The organism is Streptomyces sp. NPDC127197, from assembly GCF_042672405.1.
Lineage (GTDB): Bacteria > Actinomycetota > Actinomycetes > Streptomycetales > Streptomycetaceae > Streptomyces > Streptomyces flavusporus.
In genome coordinates this window covers 45924-70136 of sequence record NZ_JBHXVG010000034.1, presented here as the reverse complement: position 1 = coordinate 70136, position 24213 = coordinate 45924, and the positions used below count along the sequence as shown (strand labels likewise).

Annotated in this window: 23 protein-coding genes; all 23 read left to right on the top strand. The window is 69.0% G+C overall.

The genetic code is table 11. The annotated features are described in order from the left end of the window. Nucleotides 1-6 precede the first annotated feature (6 nt). Nucleotides 7-1398, top strand: coding sequence for a diaminopimelate decarboxylase (gene lysA / locus ACFVJQ_RS35810; protein WP_385515214.1), 1392 nt, complete (start codon nt 7-9; stop codon nt 1396-1398). Between the two features lie 156 nt (nt 1399-1554). After that, the gene (locus ACFVJQ_RS35805; RefSeq protein WP_385515261.1) at nt 1555-2844 is read left to right on the top strand and encodes a homoserine dehydrogenase; all 1290 of its coding nucleotides are present in this window, start codon (nt 1555-1557) and stop codon (nt 2842-2844) included. A gap of 6 nt (nt 2845-2850) precedes the next feature. After that, entirely contained in the window at nt 2851-3909 is a 1059-nt protein-coding gene (gene thrC, locus ACFVJQ_RS35800) for a threonine synthase (protein WP_385271809.1), read from the top strand. Nucleotides 3910-4167: 258 nt separating this feature from the next. Then, nucleotides 4168-5097, top strand: coding sequence for a homoserine kinase (thrB, locus tag ACFVJQ_RS35795; RefSeq protein WP_129800564.1), 930 nt, complete (start codon nt 4168-4170; stop codon nt 5095-5097). Between the two features lie 405 nt (nt 5098-5502). Then, complete coding sequence (gene rho, locus ACFVJQ_RS35790) at nt 5503-7506, top strand: transcription termination factor Rho (RefSeq protein ID WP_385789804.1); 2004 nt, start codon at nt 5503-5505, stop codon at nt 7504-7506. A gap of 184 nt (nt 7507-7690) precedes the next feature. Further along, nucleotides 7691-8818 carry an LCP family protein gene (locus ACFVJQ_RS35785; RefSeq protein WP_385515217.1) on the top strand — a complete coding sequence of 376 codons (1128 nt, stop codon included), beginning with the start codon at nt 7691-7693 and terminating at the stop codon, nt 8816-8818. A gap of 195 nt (nt 8819-9013) precedes the next feature. Beyond that, nucleotides 9014-9235: a 50S ribosomal protein L31 gene (gene rpmE / locus ACFVJQ_RS35780; RefSeq protein ID WP_059301453.1), complete on the top strand. Its 222-nt coding sequence runs from the start codon at nt 9014-9016 to the stop codon at nt 9233-9235. A gap of 106 nt (nt 9236-9341) precedes the next feature. Next, the gene (gene prfA / locus ACFVJQ_RS35775; RefSeq protein WP_385789801.1) at nt 9342-10409 is read left to right on the top strand and encodes a peptide chain release factor 1; all 1068 of its coding nucleotides are present in this window, start codon (nt 9342-9344) and stop codon (nt 10407-10409) included. Nucleotides 10410-10479: 70 nt separating this feature from the next. After that, on the top strand, nt 10480-11319 hold the full coding sequence (gene prmC, locus ACFVJQ_RS35770) for a peptide chain release factor N(5)-glutamine methyltransferase (RefSeq protein ID WP_385515219.1): 840 nt from the start codon (nt 10480-10482) through the stop codon (nt 11317-11319). Nucleotides 11320-11391: 72 nt separating this feature from the next. Next, a complete protein-coding gene (locus ACFVJQ_RS35765) occupies nt 11392-12039 on the top strand; it encodes an L-threonylcarbamoyladenylate synthase (RefSeq protein WP_224736569.1) in 648 nt (215 codons plus the stop codon). After that, entirely contained in the window at nt 12036-12701 is a 666-nt protein-coding gene (locus tag ACFVJQ_RS35760) for a protein-tyrosine-phosphatase (protein ID WP_385515220.1), read from the top strand. The genes ACFVJQ_RS35765 and ACFVJQ_RS35760 overlap by 4 nt, the downstream gene beginning before the upstream one ends. A 109-nt stretch (nt 12702-12810) precedes the next feature. Further along, a complete protein-coding gene (glyA, locus tag ACFVJQ_RS35755; protein WP_385789798.1) occupies nt 12811-14055 on the top strand; it encodes a serine hydroxymethyltransferase in 1245 nt (414 codons plus the stop codon). 129 nt (nt 14056-14184) lie between these two features. Further along, nucleotides 14185-15495, top strand: coding sequence for an MraY family glycosyltransferase (locus ACFVJQ_RS35750; RefSeq protein ID WP_385515222.1), 1311 nt, complete (start codon nt 14185-14187; stop codon nt 15493-15495). 284 nt (nt 15496-15779) lie between these two features. After that, a complete protein-coding gene (locus ACFVJQ_RS35745) occupies nt 15780-16214 on the top strand; it encodes a hypothetical protein (RefSeq protein WP_224736565.1) in 435 nt (144 codons plus the stop codon). 225 nt (nt 16215-16439) lie between these two features. Continuing rightward, nucleotides 16440-17261 carry a F0F1 ATP synthase subunit A gene (atpB, locus tag ACFVJQ_RS35740; RefSeq protein ID WP_385271782.1) on the top strand — a complete coding sequence of 274 codons (822 nt, stop codon included), beginning with the start codon at nt 16440-16442 and terminating at the stop codon, nt 17259-17261. 78 nt (nt 17262-17339) lie between these two features. After that, nucleotides 17340-17570 carry an ATP synthase F0 subunit C gene (atpE, locus tag ACFVJQ_RS35735; protein ID WP_250967599.1) on the top strand — a complete coding sequence of 77 codons (231 nt, stop codon included), beginning with the start codon at nt 17340-17342 and terminating at the stop codon, nt 17568-17570. Between the two features lie 42 nt (nt 17571-17612). Further along, nucleotides 17613-18161 (top strand): F0F1 ATP synthase subunit B, encoded by a 549-nt coding sequence (locus tag ACFVJQ_RS35730; RefSeq protein WP_385789795.1) that lies wholly within the window; start codon nt 17613-17615, stop codon nt 18159-18161. Next, nucleotides 18158-18973, top strand: a complete 816-nt coding sequence (locus ACFVJQ_RS35725) for a F0F1 ATP synthase subunit delta (RefSeq protein ID WP_385271778.1) — start codon at nt 18158-18160, stop codon at nt 18971-18973. Before ACFVJQ_RS35730 ends, ACFVJQ_RS35725 begins: the two co-directional genes overlap by 4 nt. Nucleotides 18974-19095: 122 nt before the next feature. Then, nucleotides 19096-20703 (top strand): F0F1 ATP synthase subunit alpha, encoded by a 1608-nt coding sequence (gene atpA, locus ACFVJQ_RS35720; RefSeq protein ID WP_385515225.1) that lies wholly within the window; start codon nt 19096-19098, stop codon nt 20701-20703. Between the two features lie 21 nt (nt 20704-20724). Beyond that, nucleotides 20725-21639 carry a F0F1 ATP synthase subunit gamma gene (locus tag ACFVJQ_RS35715; protein WP_385789793.1) on the top strand — a complete coding sequence of 305 codons (915 nt, stop codon included), beginning with the start codon at nt 20725-20727 and terminating at the stop codon, nt 21637-21639. Further along, nucleotides 21639-23075 (top strand): F0F1 ATP synthase subunit beta, encoded by a 1437-nt coding sequence (gene atpD / locus ACFVJQ_RS35710; RefSeq protein WP_385515227.1) that lies wholly within the window; start codon nt 21639-21641, stop codon nt 23073-23075. The genes ACFVJQ_RS35715 and atpD overlap by 1 nt, the downstream gene beginning before the upstream one ends. A gap of 109 nt (nt 23076-23184) precedes the next feature. Next, nucleotides 23185-23559: a F0F1 ATP synthase subunit epsilon gene (locus ACFVJQ_RS35705; RefSeq protein ID WP_129800548.1), complete on the top strand. Its 375-nt coding sequence runs from the start codon at nt 23185-23187 to the stop codon at nt 23557-23559. A gap of 132 nt (nt 23560-23691) precedes the next feature. After that, nucleotides 23692-24138 carry a DUF2550 domain-containing protein gene (locus ACFVJQ_RS35700; RefSeq protein ID WP_129800547.1) on the top strand — a complete coding sequence of 149 codons (447 nt, stop codon included), beginning with the start codon at nt 23692-23694 and terminating at the stop codon, nt 24136-24138. Nucleotides 24139-24213: the final 75 nt, after the last annotated feature.

Here is a 24213-nt window from a genome sequence, read left to right as displayed (position 1 = left end):
AGAACAATGAGCCGTTCCGCACACCCCGCCGGGCCCCGTCACGCCGACGTCCTCCCCGAGGGTCACTACTCCGCCCCGCCGGCCGACCTCAACGCCCTCGACCCGAAGGTGTGGGCGCAGACCGTCGGCCGGGACGGCCACGGAGTCGTGACCGTCGGCGGTATCGACGTCAAGAAGCTCGCCGAGGAGTTCGGCACGCCCGCCTACATCGTCGACGAGGCCGACTTCCGCGCCCGCGCCCGTGCCTGGCGCACGGCCTTCGGTCACGATGCGGACGTCTTCTACGCGGGCAAGGCGTTCCTGTCCCGCGCGATCGTGCGCTGGCTGCACGAGGAGGGGCTGAACCTCGACGTATGCTCCGGCGGCGAACTCGCCACCGCCCTCTCCGCCGGCATGCCCGCCGACCGGATCGCCTTCCACGGCAACAACAAGTCCGCCGACGAGATCGAGCGGGCCATCAACGCCGGTGTCGGGCGGATCGTGCTCGACTCCTTCCAGGAGATCGTCCGCGTCGCCCACATCGCCCAGTCCCTCGGCAAGCGGCAGCGTGTGCAGATCCGGGTCACGGTCGGCGTCGAGGCGCACACCCATGAGTTCATCGCCACCGCCCACGAGGACCAGAAGTTCGGCATTCCGCTGGCCGGCGGACAGGCCGCCGAGGCCGTACGGCGGGCCCTTCAGCTCGATGGGCTCGAGCTGATCGGGATTCACTCGCACATCGGGTCGCAGATCTTCGACATGTCGGGCTTCGAGGTCGCCGCGCACCGCGTCGTCGGACTGCTCAAGGACATCCGTGACGAGCACGGCGTCGAGCTGCCCGAGATCGATCTGGGTGGTGGGCTCGGGATCGCGTACACCAGTGACGACGACCCCCGCGAGCCGCACGAGATCGCCAAGGCGCTCACCGAGATCGTCAGCCGTGAGTGCGAGGCCGCCAGGCTGCGCACCCCGCGCATCTCCGTCGAGCCCGGACGGGCCATCGTCGGGCCGACCGCCTTCACGCTCTACGAGGTCGGCACCATCAAGCCCCTCGACGGGCTGCGTACGTACGTCTCCGTCGACGGCGGCATGTCGGACAACATCCGCACCGCGCTGTACGACGCCGAGTACAGCGTCGCCCTGGTCTCCCGCACCTCCGACGCCGGACCGATGCTCGCCCGTGTCGTCGGCAAGCACTGTGAGAGCGGTGACATCGTGGTGAAGGACGCGTTCCTGCCGGCCGACCTGGCACCCGGTGACCTGATCGCGGTGCCGGCCACCGGCGCGTACTGCCGGTCCATGGCCAGCAACTACAACCATGTGCTCCGCCCGCCGGTCGTCGCCGTGCACGACGGCGAGGCGCGGGTGATCGTCCGCCGGGAGACGGAAGAGGATCTCCTGCGGCTCGACGTCGGCTGACCCCGGATCCCAGTCCACGAGGGGTGGAAGATCTCCTGTGTCCACCCCTCATCGAAATGAAATAGATGTCTCAGGATCCGGACAAAGGGCAGAAACTTCCGTCCGGTGAGTGAGACTGGTGCAACCGCATACGGTGAGAGGAAACGAGGTCGGATGATGCGTACGCGTCCGCTGAAGGTGGCGCTGCTGGGCTGTGGAGTGGTCGGCTCAGAGGTGGCGCGCATCATGACGACGCACGCCGACGACCTCGCCGCCAGGATCGGCGCCCCCGTCGAACTCGCGGGCGTCGCGGTCCGCCGGCCCGACAAGGTGCGCGAGGGCATCGACCCGGCCCTGGTCACCACCGACGCCACCGCCCTCGTCAAACGTGGCGACATCGACGTGGTCGTCGAGGTCATCGGCGGTATCGAGCCCGCCCGTACGCTGATCACCACCGCCTTCGAGCACGGTGCGTCCGTCGTCTCCGCGAACAAGGCCCTCCTCGCCCAGGACGGCGCCGACCTCCACGCGGCGGCCGAGGCGAACGACAAGGACCTCTACTACGAGGCCGCCGTCGCCGGCGCCATCCCGCTGATCCGCCCGCTGCGCGAGTCCCTCGCCGGCGACAAGGTCAACCGGGTGCTCGGGATCGTCAACGGCACCACCAACTTCATCCTCGACAAGATGGACTCGACGGGGGCCGGGTACCAGGAGGCCCTCGACGAGGCCACCGCGCTCGGATATGCCGAGGCCGACCCCACCGCCGATGTCGAGGGCTTCGACGCCGCCGCCAAGGCCGCGATCCTCGCCGGAATCGCCTTCCACACGCGCGTGCGTCTCGACGACGTCTACCGCGAGGGCATGACCGAGGTCACTGCCGCCGACTTCGCCTCGGCGAAGGAGATGGGCTGCACCATCAAGCTGCTCGCCATCTGCGAGCGGGCCGCGGACGGGGGCTCGGTCACCGCGCGCGTGCACCCGGCCATGATTCCGCTGGCCCACCCGCTCGCCTCCGTGCGCGGCGCGTACAACGCCGTGTTCGTCGAGTCGGACGCCGCCGGTCAGCTGATGTTCTACGGCCCCGGCGCCGGCGGCTCCCCGACGGCCTCCGCCGTCCTCGGTGACCTGGTCGCCGTCTGCCGCAACCGGCTCAGCAACGCGACCGGCCCCGGCGAGTCCGCGTACGCCGCGCTGCCCGTCTCGCCTATGGGCGAGGTCGTGACGCGCTACCACATCAGCCTTGATGTCGCCGACAAACCGGGTGTTCTCGCCCAGGTGGCCACCGTGTTCGCCGAGCACGGTGTGTCCATCGATACGGTGCGGCAGCAGGGCAAGGACGGCGAGGCCTCCCTCGTCGTCGTCACGCACCGCGCGTCCGACGCCTCCCTCAGCGGGACCGTCGAGGCGCTGCGCAAGCTCGACACCGTGCGGGGTGTCGCCAGCATCATGCGGGTTGAAGGAGAGTAACCAGCAATGACCCACCAGTGGCGCGGAATCATCGAGGAGTACCGGGACCGGCTGCCCGTCTCCGACACCACGCCGGTCGTGACGCTCCGCGAGGGCGGCACGCCCCTCGTGCCCGCGCAGGTGCTCTCCGAGCGCACGGGCTGCGAGGTCCACCTCAAGGTGGAGGGGGCCAACCCGACCGGGTCCTTCAAGGACCGCGGGATGACGATGGCCATCTCCAAGGCCAAGGAGGAGGGCGCCAAGGCGGTCATCTGCGCCTCCACCGGCAACACGTCCGCCTCCGCCGCCGCTTATGCCGTACGGGCGGGCATGGTGTCCGCCGTGCTCGTCCCGCAGGGCAAGATCGCGCTCGGCAAGATGGGCCAGGCGCTCGTGCACGGTGCGAAGATCCTGCAGGTCGACGGCAACTTCGACGACTGTCTGACGCTGGCTCGCGCGCTGAGCGACAACTACCCTGTCGCTCTGGTCAATTCGGTCAATCCGGTGCGTATCGAGGGTCAGAAGACGGCCGCTTTCGAGATTGTGGACATGCTCGGCGAGGCGCCCGACATCCACGTCCTGCCGGTGGGCAACGCGGGCAACATCACTGCCTACTGGAAGGGTTACAAGGAGTACGCCGCCGACGGCGTGGCCGGGCGTACCCCGCGCATGTGGGGCTTCCAGGCCTCCGGCAGTGCGCCCATCGTGCGCGGCGAGGTCGTCAAGGACCCGTCGACCATCGCCACCGCGATCCGTATCGGCAACCCGGCCTCCTGGCAGCACGCCCTCAATGCGCGGGACGAGTCCGGCGGTTTCATCGACGAGGTGACGGACCGTGAGATCCTGCGCGCCTACCGCCTGTTGGCCGCCCAGGAGGGCGTCTTCGTGGAACCTGCCTCCGCCGCGTCCGTGGCCGGTCTGCTGAAGGCCGCCGAGCAGGGCAAGGTCGACCCGGGCCAGCGCATCGTGTGCACCGTCACCGGCAACGGCCTGAAGGACCCCGACTGGGCCGTCGCCGGCGCCCCGCAGCCGGTCACCGTCCCGGTCGACGCGGCGACGGCGGCCGAGCGACTCGGCCTGGCATAACGCCTGCTCCGAGGGTCATCCCCGTAGGGGGTGCACAGGGGGCTTACGACACGCATCGTGCGCCTCCTGTGCGCCCTATGTCGCCACAGAACCTTCCTTCGATAGGCTGTACCTAACCCACCCGCCGCATATGCCGCGGTGCCGCGTCGTCTCCGCAGCCGGACAGCGTCCGGCCTCCCGGCGAAAGGCGGCCGCAGGGTTCGTGTACGTCATCGAATGTCTTCGACAATCACGCAGCTCAAGGAGAGTCATCGAGCGATGGCCGGTCCAGCCTTCCGCGCCGCCGCCGTACGGGTGCGCGTCCCCGCCACCAGCGCCAACCTCGGCCCGGGCTTCGACGCCTTCGGCCTCGCGCTGGGGCTCTACGACGACGTGGTCGTCCGGGTGGCCGACTCCGGGCTGCACATCGACATCGCGGGTGAGGGCAGCGAGACGCTGCCGCGTGACGAAAACCACCTCCTCGTACGCTCCCTCCGCACCGCCTTCGATTCCCTGGGTGGACAACCGCGCGGCCTGGAAATCGTCTGCGCGAACCGCATTCCGCATGGCCGTGGCCTGGGCTCCTCGTCGGCTGCCATCTGCGCCGGCATCGTCGCCGCGCGCGCCGTGACGATAGGCGGCGAGGCAAAGCTCGACGACACGGCCCTGCTCGAACTCGCCACCGAGATCGAGGGCCACCCGGACAACGTGGCGGCCTGTCTGCTGGGCGGTTTCACGCTCTCCTGGATGGAGGCCGGGGGCGCGCGGGCGATCAGGATGGAGCCCGCCGATTCCATCGTTCCGGTGGTTTTCGTGCCCGGGAAGCCGGTACTGACCCAGACCGCGCGCGGACTGCTCCCGCGCACCGTGCCGCACGTCGACGCCGCCGCCAACGCGGGCCGGGCCGCCCTGCTCGTCGAGGCCCTGACCAGGCGCCCCGAGCTGCTGCCGGCCGCCACCGAGGACCGCCTGCACCAGGAGTACCGCGCGCCCGCCATGCCCGAGAGTGCGGCGCTGGTCGAGCGGCTGCGGGCCGACGGCATTCCCGCCGTGATCTCCGGCGCCGGGCCCACGGTGATGGCGCTGGCCGACGCGGGAACGGCCGACAAGGTGGAACAGCTTGCAGGTCAGGGCTGGGCCGCGAACCGGCTCGCGCTCGATCTGCAGGGAGCGAGCGTGCTGCCGCTCGCGCCCTCCGGTTCCGATTAAGTGCATGCGATTGCCGGATTTGGAGAGGGGGAATGTTTGTTGGATCCGGTAGTGTTAACCTCAAGTCTGCACCCGACCCCACCATGGCGAGGTGCCTCGTGTCCCAGTCCGGGACAGACATTCTTCCGGGAGCCCCCCAAGCCGCACTGTGTTTTGTACCTCGTACGCGGGCAGTACGTCGTACGCCGACACTGAGCGGTCCGACGGGCACGCTCCGGAACCGGTGCGACCACGCCACGTGACACTGGGTGCCACGGCTCGAGGAAGCGCCATCACCAGATATTTCTTCCGCCGCTTAGGCGGACCACCGCCCCGGCACGGTTCGCACAGCAAGGACCGAAGCCGGACAGCACAACCGGTCGCCGAGCCAGACAGGCCGACGTCCGCTCCAGGGAAGGACCCTTCGTGAGCGACACCACCGATCTGATGGGCGCACGTGTCGAGGAGACCGCTGCCGCGCCCGCCACGGACGCCTCCGCGCCTGCCACCGGTGCCGGCTCCCGGCGGCGCCGCGGTACCGGCCTCGAGGGCATGGTGCTGGCCGAGCTGCAGCAGGTCGCATCCGGCCTCGGCATCAGGGGCACCGCGCGTATGCGCAAGAGCCAGCTGATCGAGGTCATCAAGGAGGCGCAGGCCGGAGGCGGAGCCCCGGCGAAGAGCGCCGAGGCCGCCGAGACCAAGCCCAAGCGCCGCGCCACCTCCAAGGCGCGCACGGGTGAGGACGCGCCCGCCGAGAAGACCGCGAAGGCCGAGAAGAGGGCCGAGGCGCCCGCCGAGAAGGCTGTGGCCCAGCAGCAGATCGAGATTCCCGGCCAGCCGGCTGGGGGCCCCTCCCGCGATGGGGGAGAGGACGCCCCCGCGGAGCGCCGTCGTCGCCGGGCCACCGCCGAGGCCGGCAGCCCCGAGACCGTCACCGCCGAGGCGAAGAGCGAGCCGAAGGCCGAGACGCCCGCGCAGCAGCAGCCGCAGGGTGAGGCCAAGGGCGACGCCGGTGAGGGCGCCGAGGGCCGCCGCCGGGACCGCCGCGAGCGCGGCCGGGACCGCGACCGTGACCGTGACCGCCGTAAGGGCGACGATCAGCAGGGCGGTCAGCAGCGCGGCCAGCAGCAGGGCCAGCAGCAGGGCCAGCAGGGTGGCGGCCGCCAGGACCGTCAGCAGGACGACGACGACTTCGAGGGCGGCCGCCGGGGCCGTCGCGGCCGCTACCGCGACCGCCGGGGCCGTCGTGGCCGCGACGAGATGGGCAGCGAGCCGCAGATCGCCGAGGACGACGTCCTGATCCCCGTCGCGGGCATCCTGGACATCCTCGACAACTACGCCTTCATCCGTACGTCGGGCTACCTGCCCGGTCCGAACGACGTGTACGTCTCCCTCGCCCAGGTCCGCAAGAACGGCCTGCGCAAGGGCGACCACATCACCGGCGCGGTCCGTCAGCCCAAGGAAGGCGAGCGGCGCGAGAAGTTCAACGCGCTGGTCCGCCTGGACTCCGTCAACGGCATGGCGCCCGAACACGGCCGCGGCCGCCCGGAGTTCAACAAGCTCACCCCGCTGTACCCGCAGGACCGGCTCCGTCTGGAGACGGACCCGGGTGTCCTCACTACCCGCATCATCGACCTCGTGTCGCCGATCGGTAAGGGCCAGCGCGGTCTGATCGTGGCCCCGCCGAAGACCGGCAAGACCATGATCATGCAGGCGATCGCCAACGCGATCACGCACAACAACCCCGAGTGCCACCTGATGGTCGTCCTCGTCGACGAGCGTCCGGAAGAGGTCACCGACATGCAGCGGTCGGTCAAGGGCGAGGTCATCTCCTCGACCTTCGACCGCCCGGCCGAGGACCACACCACGGTCGCCGAGCTGGCCATCGAGCGCGCCAAGCGCCTTGTGGAGCTGGGCCACGACGTCGTCGTCCTGCTCGACTCGATCACGCGTCTGGGCCGTGCGTACAACCTCGCGGCGCCCGCCTCCGGCCGCATCCTGTCCGGTGGTGTCGACTCGACCGCCCTGTACCCGCCGAAGCGCTTCTTCGGTGCGGCCCGCAACATCGAGGACGGCGGCTCGCTGACCATCCTCGCCACCGCCCTGGTGGACACCGGGTCCCGCATGGACGAGGTGATCTTCGAGGAGTTCAAGGGCACCGGTAACGCGGAGCTCAAGCTCGACCGGAAGCTCGCCGACAAGCGCATCTTCCCGGCGGTGGACGTCGACGCGTCCGGCACCCGTAAGGAAGAGATCCTGCTCGCCCCCGACGAGCTCGCCATCGTCTGGAAGCTGCGCCGGGTGCTGCACGCCCTCGACCAGCAGCAGGCAGTCGAGCTGCTCCTCGACAAGATGAAGCAGACGAAGTCGAACGCCGAGTTCCTGATGCAGATCCAGAAGACGACGCCGATGCCGGGCAACGGCGACTGAGCCGTCCGGCACACGGCAACCTGAGGGCCGCCCCCGTCACCGAGGTGACGGGGGCGGCCCTTCACAGTCTTCTGTGCAACCCTGTGCCGGGTTTCCCCGTCTGACCGTACGGAGCGACGATGGTGCGGTACACGCCTGTTCCTCACCGCAGGGGGTAACCGACCCGACGAGAACCGAGGAGCACATGTCTGCCGAGAGCACGCCGGAGCCCGGCATACCGGGCGAGCCCGGCACCACCGGCCCGCGCCATCGCGCCCCGGGCCGCCGCAAGTCCCGCGGCAAGGGCCTGCTGATCACGGCCTGGACCGCGGCGGGCATCGTCGCCCTCGGCGGCACCGGCCTCGGGTACGTGTACTTCAAGCTCAACGGCAACATCAACAGCGTCGACATCGACCACGCCCTCGGCGCCGACCGGCCCGAGAAGGCCGACAACGGCTCCGAGAACATCCTGGTCCTCGGCTCGGACACCCGCTCCGGCAGCAACCAGGACCTCGGCGGCGGCACCGACGACGGCAGCGCCCGCTCGGACACGGCGATGGTCGTGCACCTCTACGAGGGCCGCAAGAAGGCCAGCGTCGTCTCCATACCGCGCGACACCCTCATCGACCGCCCCGAGTGCACCGACACCGACGGCACCACGCATGACGCCGCGACGAGCGTGATGTTCAACTCCGCGTACACCACGGGCGGCGCCGCCTGTGCCGTGAAGACCGTCGAGTCCCTCACCGGCCTCCGCATGGACCACTACCTGGAGGTCGACTTCAGCGGCTTCCAGAAGCTGGTCGACGAGCTGGGCGGCGTCACGGTCACCACGACCGAGGACATCGACGACCCCGACAGCCATCTGAACCTCGAGGCCGGCACGCACAAGCTCACCGGCGCGCAGGCCCTCGGCCTGGTCCGCACCCGGCACGGCGTCGGCGACGGCTCCGACCTCGGCCGCATCCAGCTCCAGCAGGCCTTCATCAAGGCGCTGGTCGAGCAGGTCAAGGACGTCGGCCTGTTCACCAGCCCGAAGAAGCTGTACGACCTCGCCGACACCGCGACCAAGGCCGTGACGACCGACTCCGACCTGGGCTCGGTGAACTCCCTCGTGTCCTGGGCAAACGGCCTCGAGGGCATCAGCGCGTCGAAGATGCACATGGTGACCATGCCGGTCCAGTACGACCCGGCCGACCCGAACCGCGTCCTCCTGGACGAGACCAAGGCCGAGCAGGTCTGGACCGCCCTGAGGAACGACAGGCCGATCCCGAAGACGGCCACGGAGGGCACGGCGACCGGCGAAGCCAAGGGCGTCGTAAGCGCCCCCTAGGGGCGCGGGGCTGTATCGATATGCGGCTCCGCCGCGTGGGCGCGACGAGCCCAAGGCGGCCCGCACGGAATAGATCACACCAACCCCCGGTTTTGGGGGATGGCCCCAGTCCTGGCAGACTGGTACGTCGGCTCCGGTTCACGCTCCCGCATCCCGCGGCAGCGACCCGGCGCCCTCCCGAAACTAGGAGACACCTTGAAGCGCGACATCCACCCCGAGTACGTCGAGACGCAGGTCAGCTGCACCTGCGGCGCGTCGTTCACCACCCGCAGCACGATCCAGTCCGGCACCATCCGGGCCGAGGTCTGCTCCGAGTGCCACCCGTTCTACACGGGCAAGCAGAAGATCCTCGACACCGGTGGCCGTGTGGCCCGCTTCGAGGCCCGCTTCGGCAAGGCTGCCGGCTCCAAGAAGTAGCGAGCCCCATTTCGCCGGTCCACGGCCGCGCCCTTCTTCGGCGTGCCGGGACCGGCGTTTTTGGTCGCCCGCCCCTTCACCCACGTACGCACCACAGGAGCCAGAGATGTTCGAGGCCGTCGAGGAGCTCGTCGCCGAGCACGCCGACCTGGAGAAGAAGCTCGCCGACCCGTCGGTCCACGCCGACCAGGCCAACGCGCGCAAGCTGAACAAGCGCTATGCCGAGCTGACCCCGATCGTCGCCACGTACCGCTCCTGGAAGCAGTCCGGCGACGACATCGAGACGGCCCGCGAACTGGGCGCCGACGACCCGGAGTTCGCCGCCGAGGTCAAGGAGCTGGAACAGCAGCGCGAGGAGCTGACGGAGAAGCTGCGGCTGCTGCTGGTCCCGCGCGATCCCAGCGACGACAAGGACGTCATCCTCGAGATCAAGGCCGGCGCGGGCGGCGACGAGTCCGCCCTGTTCGCCGGCGACCTGCTGCGCATGTACCTGCGGTACGCCGAGCGGGTCGGCTGGAAGACCGAGATCATCGACGCCACCGAGTCCGAGCTGGGCGGCTACAAGGACGTCCAGGTCGCGGTGAAGGCGCGCGGGCAGATCGAGCCCGGGCAGGGGGTGTGGGCCCGGCTGAAGTACGAGGGCGGCGTGCACCGCGTGCAGCGGGTGCCGGCCACCGAGTCGCAGGGCCGCATCCACACCTCCGCGGCCGGTGTGCTCGTCACGCCCGAGGCGGAGGAGGTCGACGTCGAGATCAACCCGAACGACCTGAGGATCGACGTCTACCGGTCGTCCGGCCCGGGCGGCCAGTCCGTCAACACGACCGACTCCGCGGTGCGCATCACCCACCTCCCCACCGGAGTGGTCGCCTCCTGCCAGAACGAGAAGAGCCAGCTGCAGAACAAGGAGCAGGCACTGCGTATCCTGCGCTCCAGGCTGCTCGCCGCGGCACAGGAGGAGGCGGAGAAGGAAGCCGCCGACGCCCGCCGCAGCCAGGTCCGCACCGTCGACCGCTCCGAGAAGATCCGTACGTACAACTTCCCGGAGAATCGCATCTCGGACCACCGCGTCGGCTTCAAGGCGTACAACCTGGACCATGTCCTGGACGGCGACCTCGACGCGGTGATCCAGGCCTGCGTCGACGCGGACTCGGCCGCCAAGCTCGCAGCCGCGTAAGGCATTCACGAGTACACGGAGGACGAGCGTGCAGCAATCATTTGGGGGGCGACCCCCAAGCCCCCGCAGCGTGCTGCTCGCTGAGGTAGCTCAAGCCACCCAGCGGCTGGCCGACGCCGGCGTGCCCTCGCCGCGCAACGACGCGGAGGAGCTCGCCGCGTTCGTGCACGGCGTGAAGCGGGGCGAGTTGCACTCCGTGAAGGACTCCGACTTCGACGCCCGCTACTGGGAGGTCGTCGCACGCCGTGAGCAGCGCGAGCCGCTGCAGCACATCACCGGGCGCGCCTTCTTCCGGTACCTGGAGCTCCAGGTCGGACCGGGCGTCTTCGTGCCGCGTCCCGAGACCGAGTCGGTGGTCGGGTGGGCCATAGACGCCGTGCGTGCCATGGATGTCGTCGAGCCGCTCATCGTCGACCTGTGCACCGGCTCGGGCGCCATCGCCCTGGCCCTCGCCCAGGAGGTGCCGCGCTCCCGGGTGCACGCCGTGGAGCTGTCGGAGGAAGCGCTGCGGTGGACCCGCAAGAACGTGGAGGGGTCCCGGGTCGATCTGCGGCAGGGTGACGCCCTGACCGCCTTCCCCGACCTCGACGGCCAGGTCGACCTGGTCATCTCCAACCCGCCGTACATCCCGCTCACGGAGTGGGAGTACGTCGCTCCGGAGGCGCGCGACTACGACCCCGAGATGGCCCTGTTCTCCGGCGAGGACGGCCTCGAGCTCATCCGCGGCCTGGAACGCACCGCGTACCGGCTGCTGCGCCCCGGCGGCGTCGTCGTCATCGAGCACGCCGACACCCAGGGCGGCCAGGTGCCGTGGATCTTCACGGAGGAACGGGGCTGGGCCGACGCCGCCGACCACCCGGACCTCAACAACCGGCCGCGCTTCGCCACCGCCCGCAAGGCGCTGCCGTGAGCAACCCGAACCCATCCCCGCAGCAGTACGTGTACTCACAGCAGTACTTCGTGTACGAGGAGGCCCGCTGATATGGCACGGCGATACGACACCAACGACGCGACCGACCGAGTGACCGGTCTGCGCGAAGCCGCGTCCGCCGTCCGCCGTGGCGAACTGGTGGTCCTGCCCACCGACACCGTGTACGGCATCGGCGCCGACGCGTTCTCCTCCGAGGCCGTCTCCGACCTGCTGGAGGCCAAGGGCCGGGGCCGCAACATGCCCACCCCCGTCCTGATCGGCTCCCCGAACACGCTGCACGGTCTCGTCACCGACTTCTCCGAGCTGGCCTGGGAGCTCGTCGACGCCTTCTGGCCGGGCGCCCTCACGCTGGTCGCCAAGCACCAGCCGTCCCTGCAGTGGGACCTGGGCGACACCCGGGGCACCGTTGCCGTGCGCATGCCGCTGCACCCGGTCGCCATCGAGCTGCTGACGGAGGTCGGCCCCATGGCCGTCTCCTCCGCCAACCTCACCGGCCACCCGGCGCCGGAGGACTGCGACGCCGCCCAGCAGATGCTCGGCGACTCCGTCTCCGTCTACCTCGACGGCGGCCCCACCCCCGGCAACGTGCCGTCCTCCATCGTCGACGTCACCGGCCCGGTGCCCGTCCTGCTGCGCGAGGGCGCCCTCTCGCCGGACGAGCTGCGCAAGGTCGTACCCGACCTCGAGGTGGCCAATTGACAGCCCCTGACGCGGGGCGTGGCATAGGCAGCGGGGAAGAGACCACCACGTTCGGATTCCCGAGGGACACCTTCCGCATCCTCCACGTCAGCACCGGCAACGTGTGCCGCTCGCCGATCACCGAGCGGCTGACCCGGCATTTCGTGCAGGAACGGCTCGGCATCCTGGGCGGCGGGCTGATCGTGGAGAGCGCGGGCACCTGGGGCCACGAGGGCGCGCCCATGGAGGCCAACGCCGAGACGGTGCTGGCCGACTTCGGCGCGGACGCGACCGGGTTCGTCGGCCGGGAGCTGCTCGACGAGCATGTGATCCGCGCCGACCTGGTCCTGACGGCCACCCGGGACCACCGCGCCCAGGTCATCTCCATGGGCCACTCGGCGGGGCTGCGGACGTTCACGCTGAAGGAGTTCACCCGTCTGGTACGGGCCATAGACCCGGCCACGCTGCCTCCGCTGGAGGAGGGCGTGGTCGCCCGCGCCCGTGCGCTGGTGCGGGCGGCGGCCGCTCTACGCGGGTGGCTCCTGGCGCCGACGGCCGAGGCGGACGAGGTGTACGACCCGTACGGGGCACCGCTGCCGTTCTTCCGCTCGATCGGCGACGAGATACACCAGGCGCTGGATCCGGTCGTCACGGCGCTGACGGGTGTGACGGCGCGTACGTGACTCCTGGCGCCTGACCACAGGCCCCATACGACAGCCGTACAACAGCGGGCGCCCCCGACCACCCCGGCCTACATTGGACCTACGTGACTGTCGACGCCCGGAGTCCACCATGTCGGTCACCCATGCCCCTGAGGGCGCTGTCGATGTACTGCGGCGGCAGGATCCCGAGCTCGCCGAGATTCTGCTCGGGGAGCTGGACCGGCAGGCCACCACCCTCCAGCTGATCGCCGCCGAGAACTTCACCTCGCCGGCCGTCCTCGCCGCCCTCGGCTCGCCGCTCGCCAACAAATACGCGGAGGGGTATCCCGGCGCCCGGTACCACGGCGGCTGCGAGATCGTCGACGTCGCCGAGCGGGTCGCCGTACAGCGGGCGCAGGCGCTGTTCGGGGCCGAGCACGCCAACGTCCAGTCCCACTCGGGCAGTTCGGCCGTCCTCGCCGCGTACGCCGCCCTGCTTCGCCCCGGCGACACCGTCCTCGCCCTCGGGCTGCCCTACGGCGGCCACCTCACGCACGGCTCGCCGGCCAACTTCTCCGGCCGCTGGTTCGACTTCGTCGGCTACGGGGTCGACGCCGAGACCGGGCTCATGGACCACGACCAGGTGCGCGCCCTGGCCCGTACGCACCGCCCGAAGGCGATCGTGTGCGGCTCGATCGCCTATCCCCGGCACATCGACTACGCCTTCTTCCGCGAGGTCGCCGACGAGGTGGGGGCGTATCTGATCGCCGACGCGGCCCATCCCATCGGGCTCGTCGCCGGGGGAGCGGCGCCGAATCCGGTGCCGTACGCCGATGTCGTCTGCGCCACCACCCACAAGGTGCTGCGCGGACCGCGCGGCGGCATGATCCTGTGCGGGGGCGAACTGGCCGAGCGGGTCGATCGAGCGGTGTTCCCGTTCACCCAGGGCGGTGCCCAGATGCACACCATCGCCGCCAAGGCCGTCGCCTTCGGTGAGGCGGCCACACCGGCCTTCTCGGCGTACGCGCACCAGGTGGTCGCCAACGCCCGGATGCTGGCCGCCGGGCTGGCCGCCGAGGGCCTGGTGGTCACCACCGGCGGCACGGACACCCACCTCATCACCGCGGACCCGGCACCGCTCGGCGTCGACGGCCGCAGGGCCCGCGGGCGGCTCGCCGCCGCCGGCCTGATCCTCGACTGCTGCGCCCTGCCGCACGACGACGCCCGCGGCCTGCGCCTGGGCACGGCGGCGGTCACCACGCAGGGGATGGGGGAGCGGGAGATGGGAAGCATCGCCGCCCTGGTCGGGGGAGTGCTGCGGGACGAGGTCGACGGCAAGCGGGCCCGTGCAGAGGTGCGGGAGCTGGCCGGTCGATTTCCGCCGTATCCGCGGTGAGCGGGGGTAGGCGCCATTCCGTACACAGCCACACGTGCAACCATCGTCGCTACCCGGAAGTCCCCATCCATATGCGCACCTCGCTAGGGTGTGGGGCTGAGATGGCCAGCGAGACCTGTGGGGAAGCCCGTGCGTGAATACCTGCTGACGCTCTGCATCACGGCCGCGGTGACGTATCTGCTGACAGGGCCGGTACGGAAGTTTGCGATCGTGGCCGGAGCGATGCCGGAGATCCGGGCGCGTGATGTGCACCGGGAACCCACTCCGCGGCTCGGCGGGATCGCGATGTTCTTCGGCCTGTGCGCGGGCCTGCTGGTCGCCGACCATCTGACCAACCTCAGCCACGTCTTCGAGAACTCCAACGAGCCGCGGGCGCTGCTGTCCGGCGCGGCGCTGATCTGGCTCATCGGTGTGCTGGACGACAAGTTCGAGATCGACGCCCTGATCAAGCTGGGCGGCCAGATGATCGCCGCCGGCGTCATGGTCATGCAGGGTCTGACGATCCTGTGGCTGCCCATCCCCACCGTCGGCAACGTCGCGCTGACCCAGTGGCAGGGCACCCTGCTGACCGTCGCCCTGGTCGTCATCACCATCAACGCGGTCAACTTCGTCGACGGCCTGGACGGCCTCGCGGCGGGCATGGTGTGCATCGCCTCCGCCGCGTTCTTCCTCTACGCCTACCGGGTCTGGGTGTCGTACGGCATCGAGGCCGCCGCCCCGGCCACGCTGTTCGCGGCGATCCTGATGGGCATGTGCCTGGGCTTCCTGCCGCACAACATGCACCCGGCGCGGATCTTCATGGGTGACTCCGGCTCGATGCTGATCGGCCTGGTGCTCGCCGCGGGCGCGATTTCCATCACGGGACAGGTCGACCCGGACGCGCTGAAGCTGTTCGCCGGCTCCGAGAAGGAGGCCGTGCACCAGACGGTGCCGGTCTACATCCCGCTGCTGCTGCCGCTGACGATCATCGCGATCCCGGCCGCCGACCTGGTGCTGGCGATCGTGCGGCGCACCTGGCGTGGCCAGTCCCCGTTCGCGGCGGACCGGGGCCACCTCCACCACCGCTTGCTGGAGATCGGCCACTCCCACAGCCGGGCCGTCCTGATCATGTACTTCTGGTCGGCGCTGATCGCGTTCGGCGCCCTGGCCTACTCGGTGAACTCGGCGTCCATGTGGATCGTGCTCGGCATCGTGATTCTCAGCGCCATCGGCCTCGTCCTGCTCCTGCTGCCGCGCTTCACCCCGCGCGCCCCGAGGTGGGCCGAGCACTTCGTGCCCCCGCGCTACCGGCGCCGCACGGTCCTCACCGCGCCCGCAGTCGACGAGGCCCCGGAGCAGAGCGCCCCGGCCGAGGAGGAACAGCGCACTCCGGTCGCCGCGGGAGTATCAGGAGTCAACGGGGCGACCGCCATCGGCCCCCGCTCGCGCCTCACAAGGTAAGAATCTGACTAAAGCATTGCCCATTCATGGGGGAACGAAGCGCCCCAATACCAGACAAGTCGGCTCTGTTTCTGCACAGACGCGCACGGTCACTCTCATGTGTGACAGTGAGCACACCTCCAGGTAAAGACCTCATCAAATAGTTTGTGATACGGTTCACGAGAACCCCGGACAGAGCCGAAGGACCGCAGTGCGACGGTCCATTGGCGTGAGGTTCCCTCTCAACCCGGGACTACGCTCGTCCATGACGACACCCTGCCCCCTGTGAAAGCGGAGTTGCCGCCATGCCGTCCAATGACGTCCGGATCCTGGCCCAGGCTGCTGTGCCCACAGCTGCCGTCGGCGCTGTTGCCGCCGTCGTCAGTGGTGTGGTGGCCGGCGGCAAGGGTGCAGTCGGGTCCCTCGTGGCCGCGCTGGTGACGATCCTCTTCATGGGCATCGGTCTGCTTGTACTCCAGCGCACCGCCAAATCGCTGCCGCACCTGTTCCAGGCGATGGGCCTGATGCTCTACGCGGCGCAGATCCTGCTGCTGTTCGTCTTCCTTGCCGTGTTCAAGAACACGACGCTGTTCAATCCCAGGGCCTTCGCGATCACGCTCATCGCGACCACGCTCGCGTGGATCGGCGCACAGACGATCGCGCACATGAAGTCCAAGATCCTCTACGTCGAACCCGACTCCGCGGGCAGCAAGCCCGAGAAGACGGGTCCGTCGTCGTGAGGGGTAGGGCCGGGATAAAGACGCGTTCGACAAGCTGCTATCGTCCGGTGCCAACTGCGGCACTGCGGGCGCGGGCATCCGAGCTGACGCCTGTTCCATCGCGAGGCTCGACGCCGAACCGCCGCCCCCACATCCGTAACACCAGTCCAGTGCCGAACCGCGGCTGCGCGCCGCGCCGACACAACGAGGTTGCCGTACCCATGCGCCACGCTGAAGGAGCCCGCGGTGAGTGCTGACCCGACGCAGGTGCTCGCCTTCGAGACCGACTGCCACATCTTCGACGGCTGTGGCTTCCCGGCTCCCGGCCTGCACTCGTTCCTGTTCGAGCCCCTCTGGGGCGACGCGGACAGCAACCTGTACTTCAACAAGACGATGCTGCTGGCGCTGCTCGGCTCGATCATCGTCATCGGCTTCTTCTGGGCCGCCTTCCGCAAGCCGAAGGTCGTCCCCGGCAAGCTGCAGATGGTCGCCGAGGCGGGCTACGACTTCATCCGGCGCGGCGTCGTCTACGAGACGATCGGCAAGAAGGAAGGCGAGAAGTACGTCCCGCTCGTCGTCTCGCTGTTCTTCTTCATCTGGATGATGAACCTCTGGTCGATCATTCCGGTCGCCCAGTTCCCGGTCACCTCGATCATCGCCTACCCGGTGGTGCTCGCCTTGATCGTCTACATCCTGTGGGTCTCGCTGACCTTCAAGCGGCACGGCTTCGTCGGCGCGTTCAAGAACTTCACGGGCTACGACAAGTCGCTCGGCCCGGTGCTGCCGCTGGCCATGACCATCGAGTTCTTCTCGAACCTGCTGGTCCGCCCGTTCACGCACGCGGTGCGACTCTTCGCGAACATGTTCGCGGGACACACGCTGCTGCTCCTCTTCACGATTGCCAGCTGGTACCTGCTCAACGGCATCGGGATCGCCTACGCCGGTGTCTCTTTCATCATGGTCATTGTGATGACGGCCTTCGAGCTCTTCATCCAGGCCCTTCAGGCGTACGTCTTCGTGCTCCTGACCTGCACCTTCATCCAGGGCGCGCTCGCCGAGCACCACTGAGCGCGCACGCCTTACACAAACCCCGAGACGTCCGGTGGCCAACCCCCACCGGTCCTTGAAAGAGAAGGAAGAACTGGCATGTCCCAGACCCTTGCCGCTGTCACCGGCTCGCTCGGCTCCATCGGCTACGGCCTCGCTGCCATCGGTCCCGGCGTCGGCGTCGGCATCATCTTCGGTAACGGCACCCAGGCCCTGGCCCGTCAGCCCGAGGCTGCCGGTCTGATCCGTGCCAACCAGATCCTCGGCTTCGCCTTCTGTGAGGCGCTCGCCCTCATCGGTCTGGTCATGCCGTTCGTCTACGGCCAGTGATCATCTGATTCACGACCAGCCCACTAGACGAAAGGCACTGACATGAGCCAGCTGCTCATCATCGCGGCCGAGGGGGAGATGGAGAATCCCCTCGTCCCGCCGATCCCTGAGCTCGTCATCGGCCTGCTCGCCTTCGTCATCGTCTTCGGCTTCCTTGCCAAGAAGCTTCTCCCGAACATCAACAAGGTTCTGGAAGAGCGTCGCGAGGCCATCGAGGGCGGTATCGAGAAGGCCGAGGCCGCTCAGACCGAGGCCCAGAGCGTCCTGGAGCAGTACAAGGCCCAGCTCGCCGAGGCCCGGCACGAGGCCGCGCGACTGCGCCAGGAGGCGCAGGAGCAGGGTGCCGCGCTCATCGCCGAGATGCGCGCGGAGGGCCAGCGGCAGCGCGAGGAGATCGTCGTCGCCGGTCACACCCAGATCGAGGCCGACCGCAAGGCCGCCTCGGCCGCGCTGCGGCAGGACGTCGGCAAGCTCGCCACCGAGCTGGCCGGCAAGCTGGTCGGTGAGTCCCTCGAGGACCACGCCCGCCAGAGCCGTGTGATCGACCGCTTCCTCGACGAGCTCGAGGAGAAGGCCGAGGCGTCTCGATGAACGGAGCGAGCCGCGAGGCCCTGGCAGCCGCACGTGAGCGTCTCGACGCGCTGACGGACAACACGTCCGTGGACGCGGCGCGGCTCGCCGACGAGCTGGCCGCGGTGACCGCGCTGCTCGACCGCGAGGTGTCGCTGCGTCGGGTCCTCACCGACCCGGCGCAGGCCGGTGAGGCCAAGGCCGAGCTGGCCCAGCGCCTGCTCGGCACGCAGGTCGGCGGCGAGACCGCGGACCTGGTGTCCGGCATGGTGCGTTCCCGCTGGTCGCAGTCGCGCGACCTGGTGGACGCCCTGGAGGAGCTGGCGAACACCGCCGATCTCACCGCCGCGCAGCGGGCCGGCACGCTCGACGACGTGGAGGACGAGCTGTTCCGGTTCGGCCGGATCGTCTCGTCCAGCACCGAGCTGCGGGCCGCGCTGACCGACCGGAAGGCCACCGTCTCGGCCAAGAGGGAGCTGATGCGCAGCCTCCTCGGCGGCCGGACCGCGGCCCAGACCGAACGTCTGGTGACGCGCCTTGTGACCGCGCCGCGGGGACGTAGCCTGGAAGCGGGACTGGAGTCCCTGTCCAAGCTCGCCGCCGAGCGCCGGGACCGCATGGTCGCCGTCGTCACCTCGGCGGTGCCGCTGAGTGACGTACAGAAGCAGCGCCTCGGCGCCGCCCTGGCGAAGCTCTACGGCCGTCAGATGCACCTCAACCTCGACGTCGACCCCGATGTCGTCGGCGGGATCCGGGTGCAGGTCGGTGACGAGGTCATCAACGGCTCCCTCGCGGACCGCATCGCGGACGCCGAGCGTCGGCTGGCGAGCTAGCCGCAACTGAACACGCAGTACGTACTTACGGCCCATGTTGGGCCGTGCAGAGGATTCCTGGGGGTCGCCCCCAGACCCCCAAAGTGAAACTTCGGGCCCAACAAGGAGAGCAGGGAACCCAGATGGCGGAGCTCACGATCCGGCCGGAGGAGATCCGGGACGCACTGGAGACCTTCGTCCAGTCGTACAAGCCGGACGCGGCCTCGCGCGAGGAGGTCGGTACGGTCACCCTTGCCGGCGACGGCATCGCGAAGGTCGAGGGTCTTCCCTCGGCCATGGCCAACGAACTGCTGAAGTTCGAGGACGGCACCCTCGGCCTCGCCCTCAACCTCGAGGAGCGCGAGATCGGTGCCATCGTCCTCGGTGAGTTCAGCGGCATCGAGGAGGGGCAGCCGGTGCAGCGCACCGGTGAGGTTCTCTCCGTGGCAGTGGGCGAGGGCTACCTCGGCCGCGTCGTCGACCCGCTCGGCAACCCGATCGACGGCCTCGGCGAGATCGAGACGTCCGGCCGCCGCGCCCTCGAGCTGCAGGCCCCCACGGTCATGCAGCGCAAGTCGGTGCACGAGCCGATGGAGACCGGCTACAAGGCCGTCGACGCGATGACCCCGATCGGCCGTGGTCAGCGTCAGCTGATCATCGGCGACCGCCAGACCGGCAAGACCGCCCTGGCCGTCGACACGATCATCAACCAGCGCGACAACTGGCGCTCGGGCGACCCGAAGAAGCAGGTCCGCTGCGTCTACGTCGCCATTGGCCAGAAGGGCTCCACCATCGCGTCCGTGCGCGGTGCGCTGGAGGACGCCGGCGCCCTGGAGTACACGACGATCGTCGCTGCTCCGGCGTCCGACCCGGCTGGCTTCAAGTACCTGGCGCCGTACACCGGCTCGGCCATCGGCCAGCAGTGGATGTACGAGGGCAAGCACGTCCTGATCATCTTCGACGACCTGTCGAAGCAGGCCGACGCCTACCGCGCCGTGTCGCTGCTGCTGCGCCGCCCGCCGGGCCGTGAGGCCTACCCGGGTGACGTCTTCTACCTGCACTCCCGTCTGCTGGAGCGCTGCGCCAAGCTCTCCGACGACATGGGTGCCGGCTCGATGACCGGTCTGCCGATCGTCGAGACCAAGGCCAACGACGTCTCGGCGTTCATCCCGACCAACGTCATCTCCATCACCGACGGCCAGTGCTTCCTGGAGTCGGACCTGTTCAACGCCGGTCAGCGCCCCGCGCTGAACGTTGGTATCTCCGTCTCCCGAGTCGGTGGTTCCGCGCAGCACAAGGCGATGCGCCAGGTCTCCGGCCGTCTGCGTGTCGACCTCGCCCAGTTCCGTGAGCTGGAGGCGTTCGCCGCCTTCGGTTCCGACCTGGACGCCGCGTCGAAGGCGCAGCTGGAGCGCGGTCAGCGCATGGTCGAGCTGCTCAAGCAGGCTCAGTACCAGCCGATGGCCACCGAGGACCAGGTCGTCTCCATCTGGGCCGGCACCAACGGCAAGATGGACGAGGTGCCGGTCGCCGACATCCGCCGCTTCGAGAAGGAGCTCCTCGAGTACCTGCACCGCAAGGAGCAGGGCCTCATGACCTCCATCAAGGAGGGCGCCAAGATGTCGGACGACACCATCCAGGCGATCGACGACGCCGTCGCGGAGTTCAAGAAGCAGTTCGAGACCTCGGACGGCAAGCTGCTCGGCGAGGAAGCCCCGGCCGCGCCGAAGGCGACCGCGGCCGCCAAGTGACGTAAGGAAGGGACCTGACTCATGGGAGCCCAGCTCCGGGTCTACAAGCGTCGCATCCGATCCGTCACCGCGACCAAGAAGATCACCAAGGCGATGGAGATGATCGCCGCCTCGCGCGTCGTCAAGGCGCAGCGCAAGGTGGCGGCCTCCACGCCGTACGCGCAGGAACTGACCCGCGCGGTCAGGGCGGTCGGTACCGGGTCGAACACCAAGCACCCGCTGACCACCCAGGCCGAGACGGTCACCCGGTCCGCGGTGCTGCTGCTGACGAGCGACCGTGGTCTCGCCGGTGCCTTCAACTCCAACGCCATCAAGGCGGCGGAGCAGCTGACCGAGCGCCTCGAGCGCGAGGGCAAGCAGGTCGACACGTACATCGTCGGCCGGCGCGGTGTGGCCCACTACAACTTCCGTGAGCGCAAGATCGCGGAGTCGTGGACCGGCTTCACCGACGAGCCCACGTACGGGGACGCCAAGAAGGTCGCGGCGCCCCTGATCGAGGCCATCGAGAAGGACACCGCGGACGGCGGCGTGGACGAACTCCACATCGTCTACACGGAGTTCGTGTCGATGATGACGCAGACGGCGGTCGACTCCCGCCTGCTGCCGCTCAGCCTCGAAGAGGTCGCGGAGGAGCAGCCGAAGGGCGAGATCCTTCCGCTGTACGACTTCGAGCCGTCGGCGGAGGACGTCCTCGACGCCCTGCTGCCGCGCTATGTGGAGAGCCGTATCTACAACGCGCTGCTCCAGTCGGCCGCCTCCAAGCACGCCGCCACGCGGCGCGCGATGAAGTCGGCCACTGACAACGCCGGTGAGCTCATCGAGAACCTCACCCGGCTTGCCAACGCGGCCCGCCAGGCCGAAATCACCCAGGAAATCAGCGAGATCGTCGGTGGCGCGAGCGCCCTGGCCGACGCGACCGCGGGGAGTGACTACTAATGACCACCACTGTTGAGACCGCGACGGCTACGGGCCGCGTCGCCCGGGTCATCGGCCCGGTCGTCGACGTGGAGTTCCCCGTCGACGCGATGCCGGAGATCTACAACGCCCTCCACGTCGAGGTGTCCGACCCGGCCAACCAGGGCGAGAAGAAGATCCTGACCCTCGAGGTCGCCCAGCACCTGGGTGAAGGCCTGGTCCGCGCGATCTCCATGCAGCCCACCGACGGTCTGGTCCGCCAGGCCCCGGTCACCGACACCGGTACGGGCATCACCGTCCCGGTCGGCGACTTCACCAAGGGCAAGGTGTTCAACACCCTCGGTGAGGTGCTGAACGTCGACGAGACCTACGACGGCGAGCGCTGGTCCATCCACCGCAAGGCCCCGAACTTCGACGAGCTCGAGTCGAAGACCGAGATGTTCGAGACCGGCGTCAAGGTCATCGACCTTCTCACCCCGTACGTCAAGGGTGGAAAGATCGGTCTGTTCGGTGGTGCCGGCGTCGGCAAGACGGTGCTCATCCAGGAGATGATCTACCGCGTCGCCAACAACCACGACGGTGTCTCCGTGTTCGCCGGTGTCGGTGAGCGCACCCGTGAGGGCAACGACCTCATCGAGGAGATGTCGGACTCGGGCGTCATCGACAAGACCGCGCTGGTCTTCGGTCAGATGGACGAGCCCCCGGGCACCCGTCTGCGCGTGGCCCTCGCCGGTCTGACCATGGCGGAGTACTTCCGCGATGTGCAGAAGCAGGACGTGCTGTTCTTCATCGACAACATCTTCCGCTTCACCCAGGCCGGTTCCGAGGTGTCGACCCTGCTCGGCCGTATGCCCTCCGCGGTGGGCTACCAGCCGAACCTGGCCGACGAGATGGGTCTCCTCCAGGAGCGCATCACCTCGACCCGCGGTCACTCGATCACCTCGATGCAGGCGATCTACGTCCCCGCGGACGACCTGACCGACCCGGCCCCGGCCACCACGTTCGCCCACCTCGACGCGACGACGGTTCTGTCCCGTCCGATCTCCGAGAAGGGCATCTACCCGGCCGTGGACCCGCTGGACTCCACGTCCCGCATCCTGGACCCGCGGTACATCGCGCAGGACCACTACGACGCCGCCATGCGCGTCAAGACGATCCTGCAGAAGTACAAGGACCTCCAGGACATCATCGCGATCCTCGGTATCGACGAGCTCGGCGAGGAGGACAAGCTCGTCGTCCACCGTGCCCGTCGTGTGGAGCGCTTCCTGTCCCAGAACACCCACGTCGCCAAGCAGTTCACCGGCGTGGACGGCTCGGACGTGCCGCTGGACGAGTCGATCGCCGCGTTCAACGCGATCTGCGACGGTGAGTACGACCACTTCCCCGAGCAGGCGTTCTTCATGTGCGGTGGTCTCGAGGACCTGAAGAAGAACGCGAAGGAGCTGGGCGTCTCCTGACGTCGTGCTCTTGAGGAGGGGGCGGGCGCGTCCCGCCCCCTCTCTCACGCCCATTAGAATTGACCCAACACCCGGCACTACCGCCGGGTGGTGACCCGAGGAGCCACCCTTGGCTGCTGAGCTGCACGTCGCGCTGGTCGCGGCCGACCGAGAGGTCTGGTCCGGCGAGGCAACCCTGGTCGTCGCGCGCACCACGTCCGGCGACATCGGCGTCATGCCCGGTCACCAGCCGCTGCTCGGTGTGCTGGAGTCGGGCCCGGTGACCATCCGTACGAGTGATGGTGGGACGGTCGTCGCCGCGGTGCACGGCGGTTTCATCTCGTTCGCGGACAACAAGCTGTCGCTGCTGGCCGAGATCGCCGAGCTGTCGGACGAGATCGATGTCCAGCGCGCGGAGCGGGCGCTCGAGCGCGCGAAGTCGGAGGAGGATGCCTTCGCCGAGCGTCGCGCGGAGGTCCGACTGCGTGCGGCGACGGCGCGCTGACCAGAGCACGCGTCGTGCGATGACGTCACTCAGCCGCGGCTGGAACCGGAGCAATCCGGATCCGGTCGCGGCTGAGCCAGATGTGGGTGTTTTTTACGTTCCGTTACCTAGGAGACGAGGAGGTCGGTGCCGATGGTCCTCGCTCTGACTGTGTGCGGAATTGTCGTGGCCCTCGTGGTGGTGGGTCTGTTCGTCTTCGGCCTGCGCCGCAGACTCATCCAGCGCTCCGGCGGCACGTTCGACTGCAGCCTGCGCTGGGACGTCCCCGAGAAACCCGACACCGGCGGCAAGGGCTGGGCCTACGGCGTGGCCCGCTACAACGGCGACCGGGTGGAGTGGTACCGGGTCTTCTCCTACGCCCCCCGCCCGCGCCGCATCCTGGAACGCTCCCAGATCGAGGTGGCCGGCCGCCGCGTCCCCGAGGGCGAGGAGGAGCTGGCGCTGCTGTCCGACGCGGTGATCCTGGTCTGTCTGCACCGGGGGACGCGTCTCGAACTCGCCATGAGCGAAGACGCGCTGACCGGGTTCCTCGCGTGGCTTGAGGCAGCCCCGCCCGGACAGCGAGTGAATGTGGCGTAGCCACATTCACTCTCCCCCGGACGAAGTCCGGGGGAGAGTGTCAACGTTGCGTGATGTGGGTCAGTAGTTGAACTT

Bases quoted from the DNA above. Each gene is read 5' to 3' on its own strand.
- atpD (WP_385515227.1), top strand. From the start codon at position 21,639: ATGACCACCACTGTTGAGACCGCGACGGCTACGGGCCGCGTCGCCCGG.
- atpE (WP_250967599.1), top strand. From the start codon at position 17,340: ATGTCCCAGACCCTTGCCGCTGTCACCGGCTCGCTCGGCTCCATCGGC.
- atpA (WP_385515225.1), top strand. From the start codon at position 19,096: ATGGCGGAGCTCACGATCCGGCCGGAGGAGATCCGGGACGCACTGGAG.
- prfA (WP_385789801.1), top strand. From the start codon at position 9,342: ATGTTCGAGGCCGTCGAGGAGCTCGTCGCCGAGCACGCCGACCTGGAG.
- ACFVJQ_RS35805 (WP_385515261.1), top strand. From the start codon at position 1,555: ATGCGTACGCGTCCGCTGAAGGTGGCGCTGCTGGGCTGTGGAGTGGTC.
- ACFVJQ_RS35730 (WP_385789795.1), top strand. From the start codon at position 17,613: ATGAGCCAGCTGCTCATCATCGCGGCCGAGGGGGAGATGGAGAATCCC.
- thrB (WP_129800564.1), top strand. From the start codon at position 4,168: ATGGCCGGTCCAGCCTTCCGCGCCGCCGCCGTACGGGTGCGCGTCCCC.
- glyA (WP_385789798.1), top strand. From the start codon at position 12,811: ATGTCGGTCACCCATGCCCCTGAGGGCGCTGTCGATGTACTGCGGCGG.
- lysA (WP_385515214.1), top strand. From the start codon at position 7: ATGAGCCGTTCCGCACACCCCGCCGGGCCCCGTCACGCCGACGTCCTC.
- ACFVJQ_RS35700 (WP_129800547.1), top strand. From the start codon at position 23,692: ATGGTCCTCGCTCTGACTGTGTGCGGAATTGTCGTGGCCCTCGTGGTG.
- ACFVJQ_RS35715 (WP_385789793.1), top strand. From the start codon at position 20,725: ATGGGAGCCCAGCTCCGGGTCTACAAGCGTCGCATCCGATCCGTCACC.
- ACFVJQ_RS35745 (WP_224736565.1), top strand. From the start codon at position 15,780: ATGCCGTCCAATGACGTCCGGATCCTGGCCCAGGCTGCTGTGCCCACA.
- thrC (WP_385271809.1), top strand. From the start codon at position 2,851: ATGACCCACCAGTGGCGCGGAATCATCGAGGAGTACCGGGACCGGCTG.
- ACFVJQ_RS35765 (WP_224736569.1), top strand. From the start codon at position 11,392: ATGGCACGGCGATACGACACCAACGACGCGACCGACCGAGTGACCGGT.
- ACFVJQ_RS35725 (WP_385271778.1), top strand. From the start codon at position 18,158: ATGAACGGAGCGAGCCGCGAGGCCCTGGCAGCCGCACGTGAGCGTCTC.
- ACFVJQ_RS35785 (WP_385515217.1), top strand. From the start codon at position 7,691: ATGTCTGCCGAGAGCACGCCGGAGCCCGGCATACCGGGCGAGCCCGGC.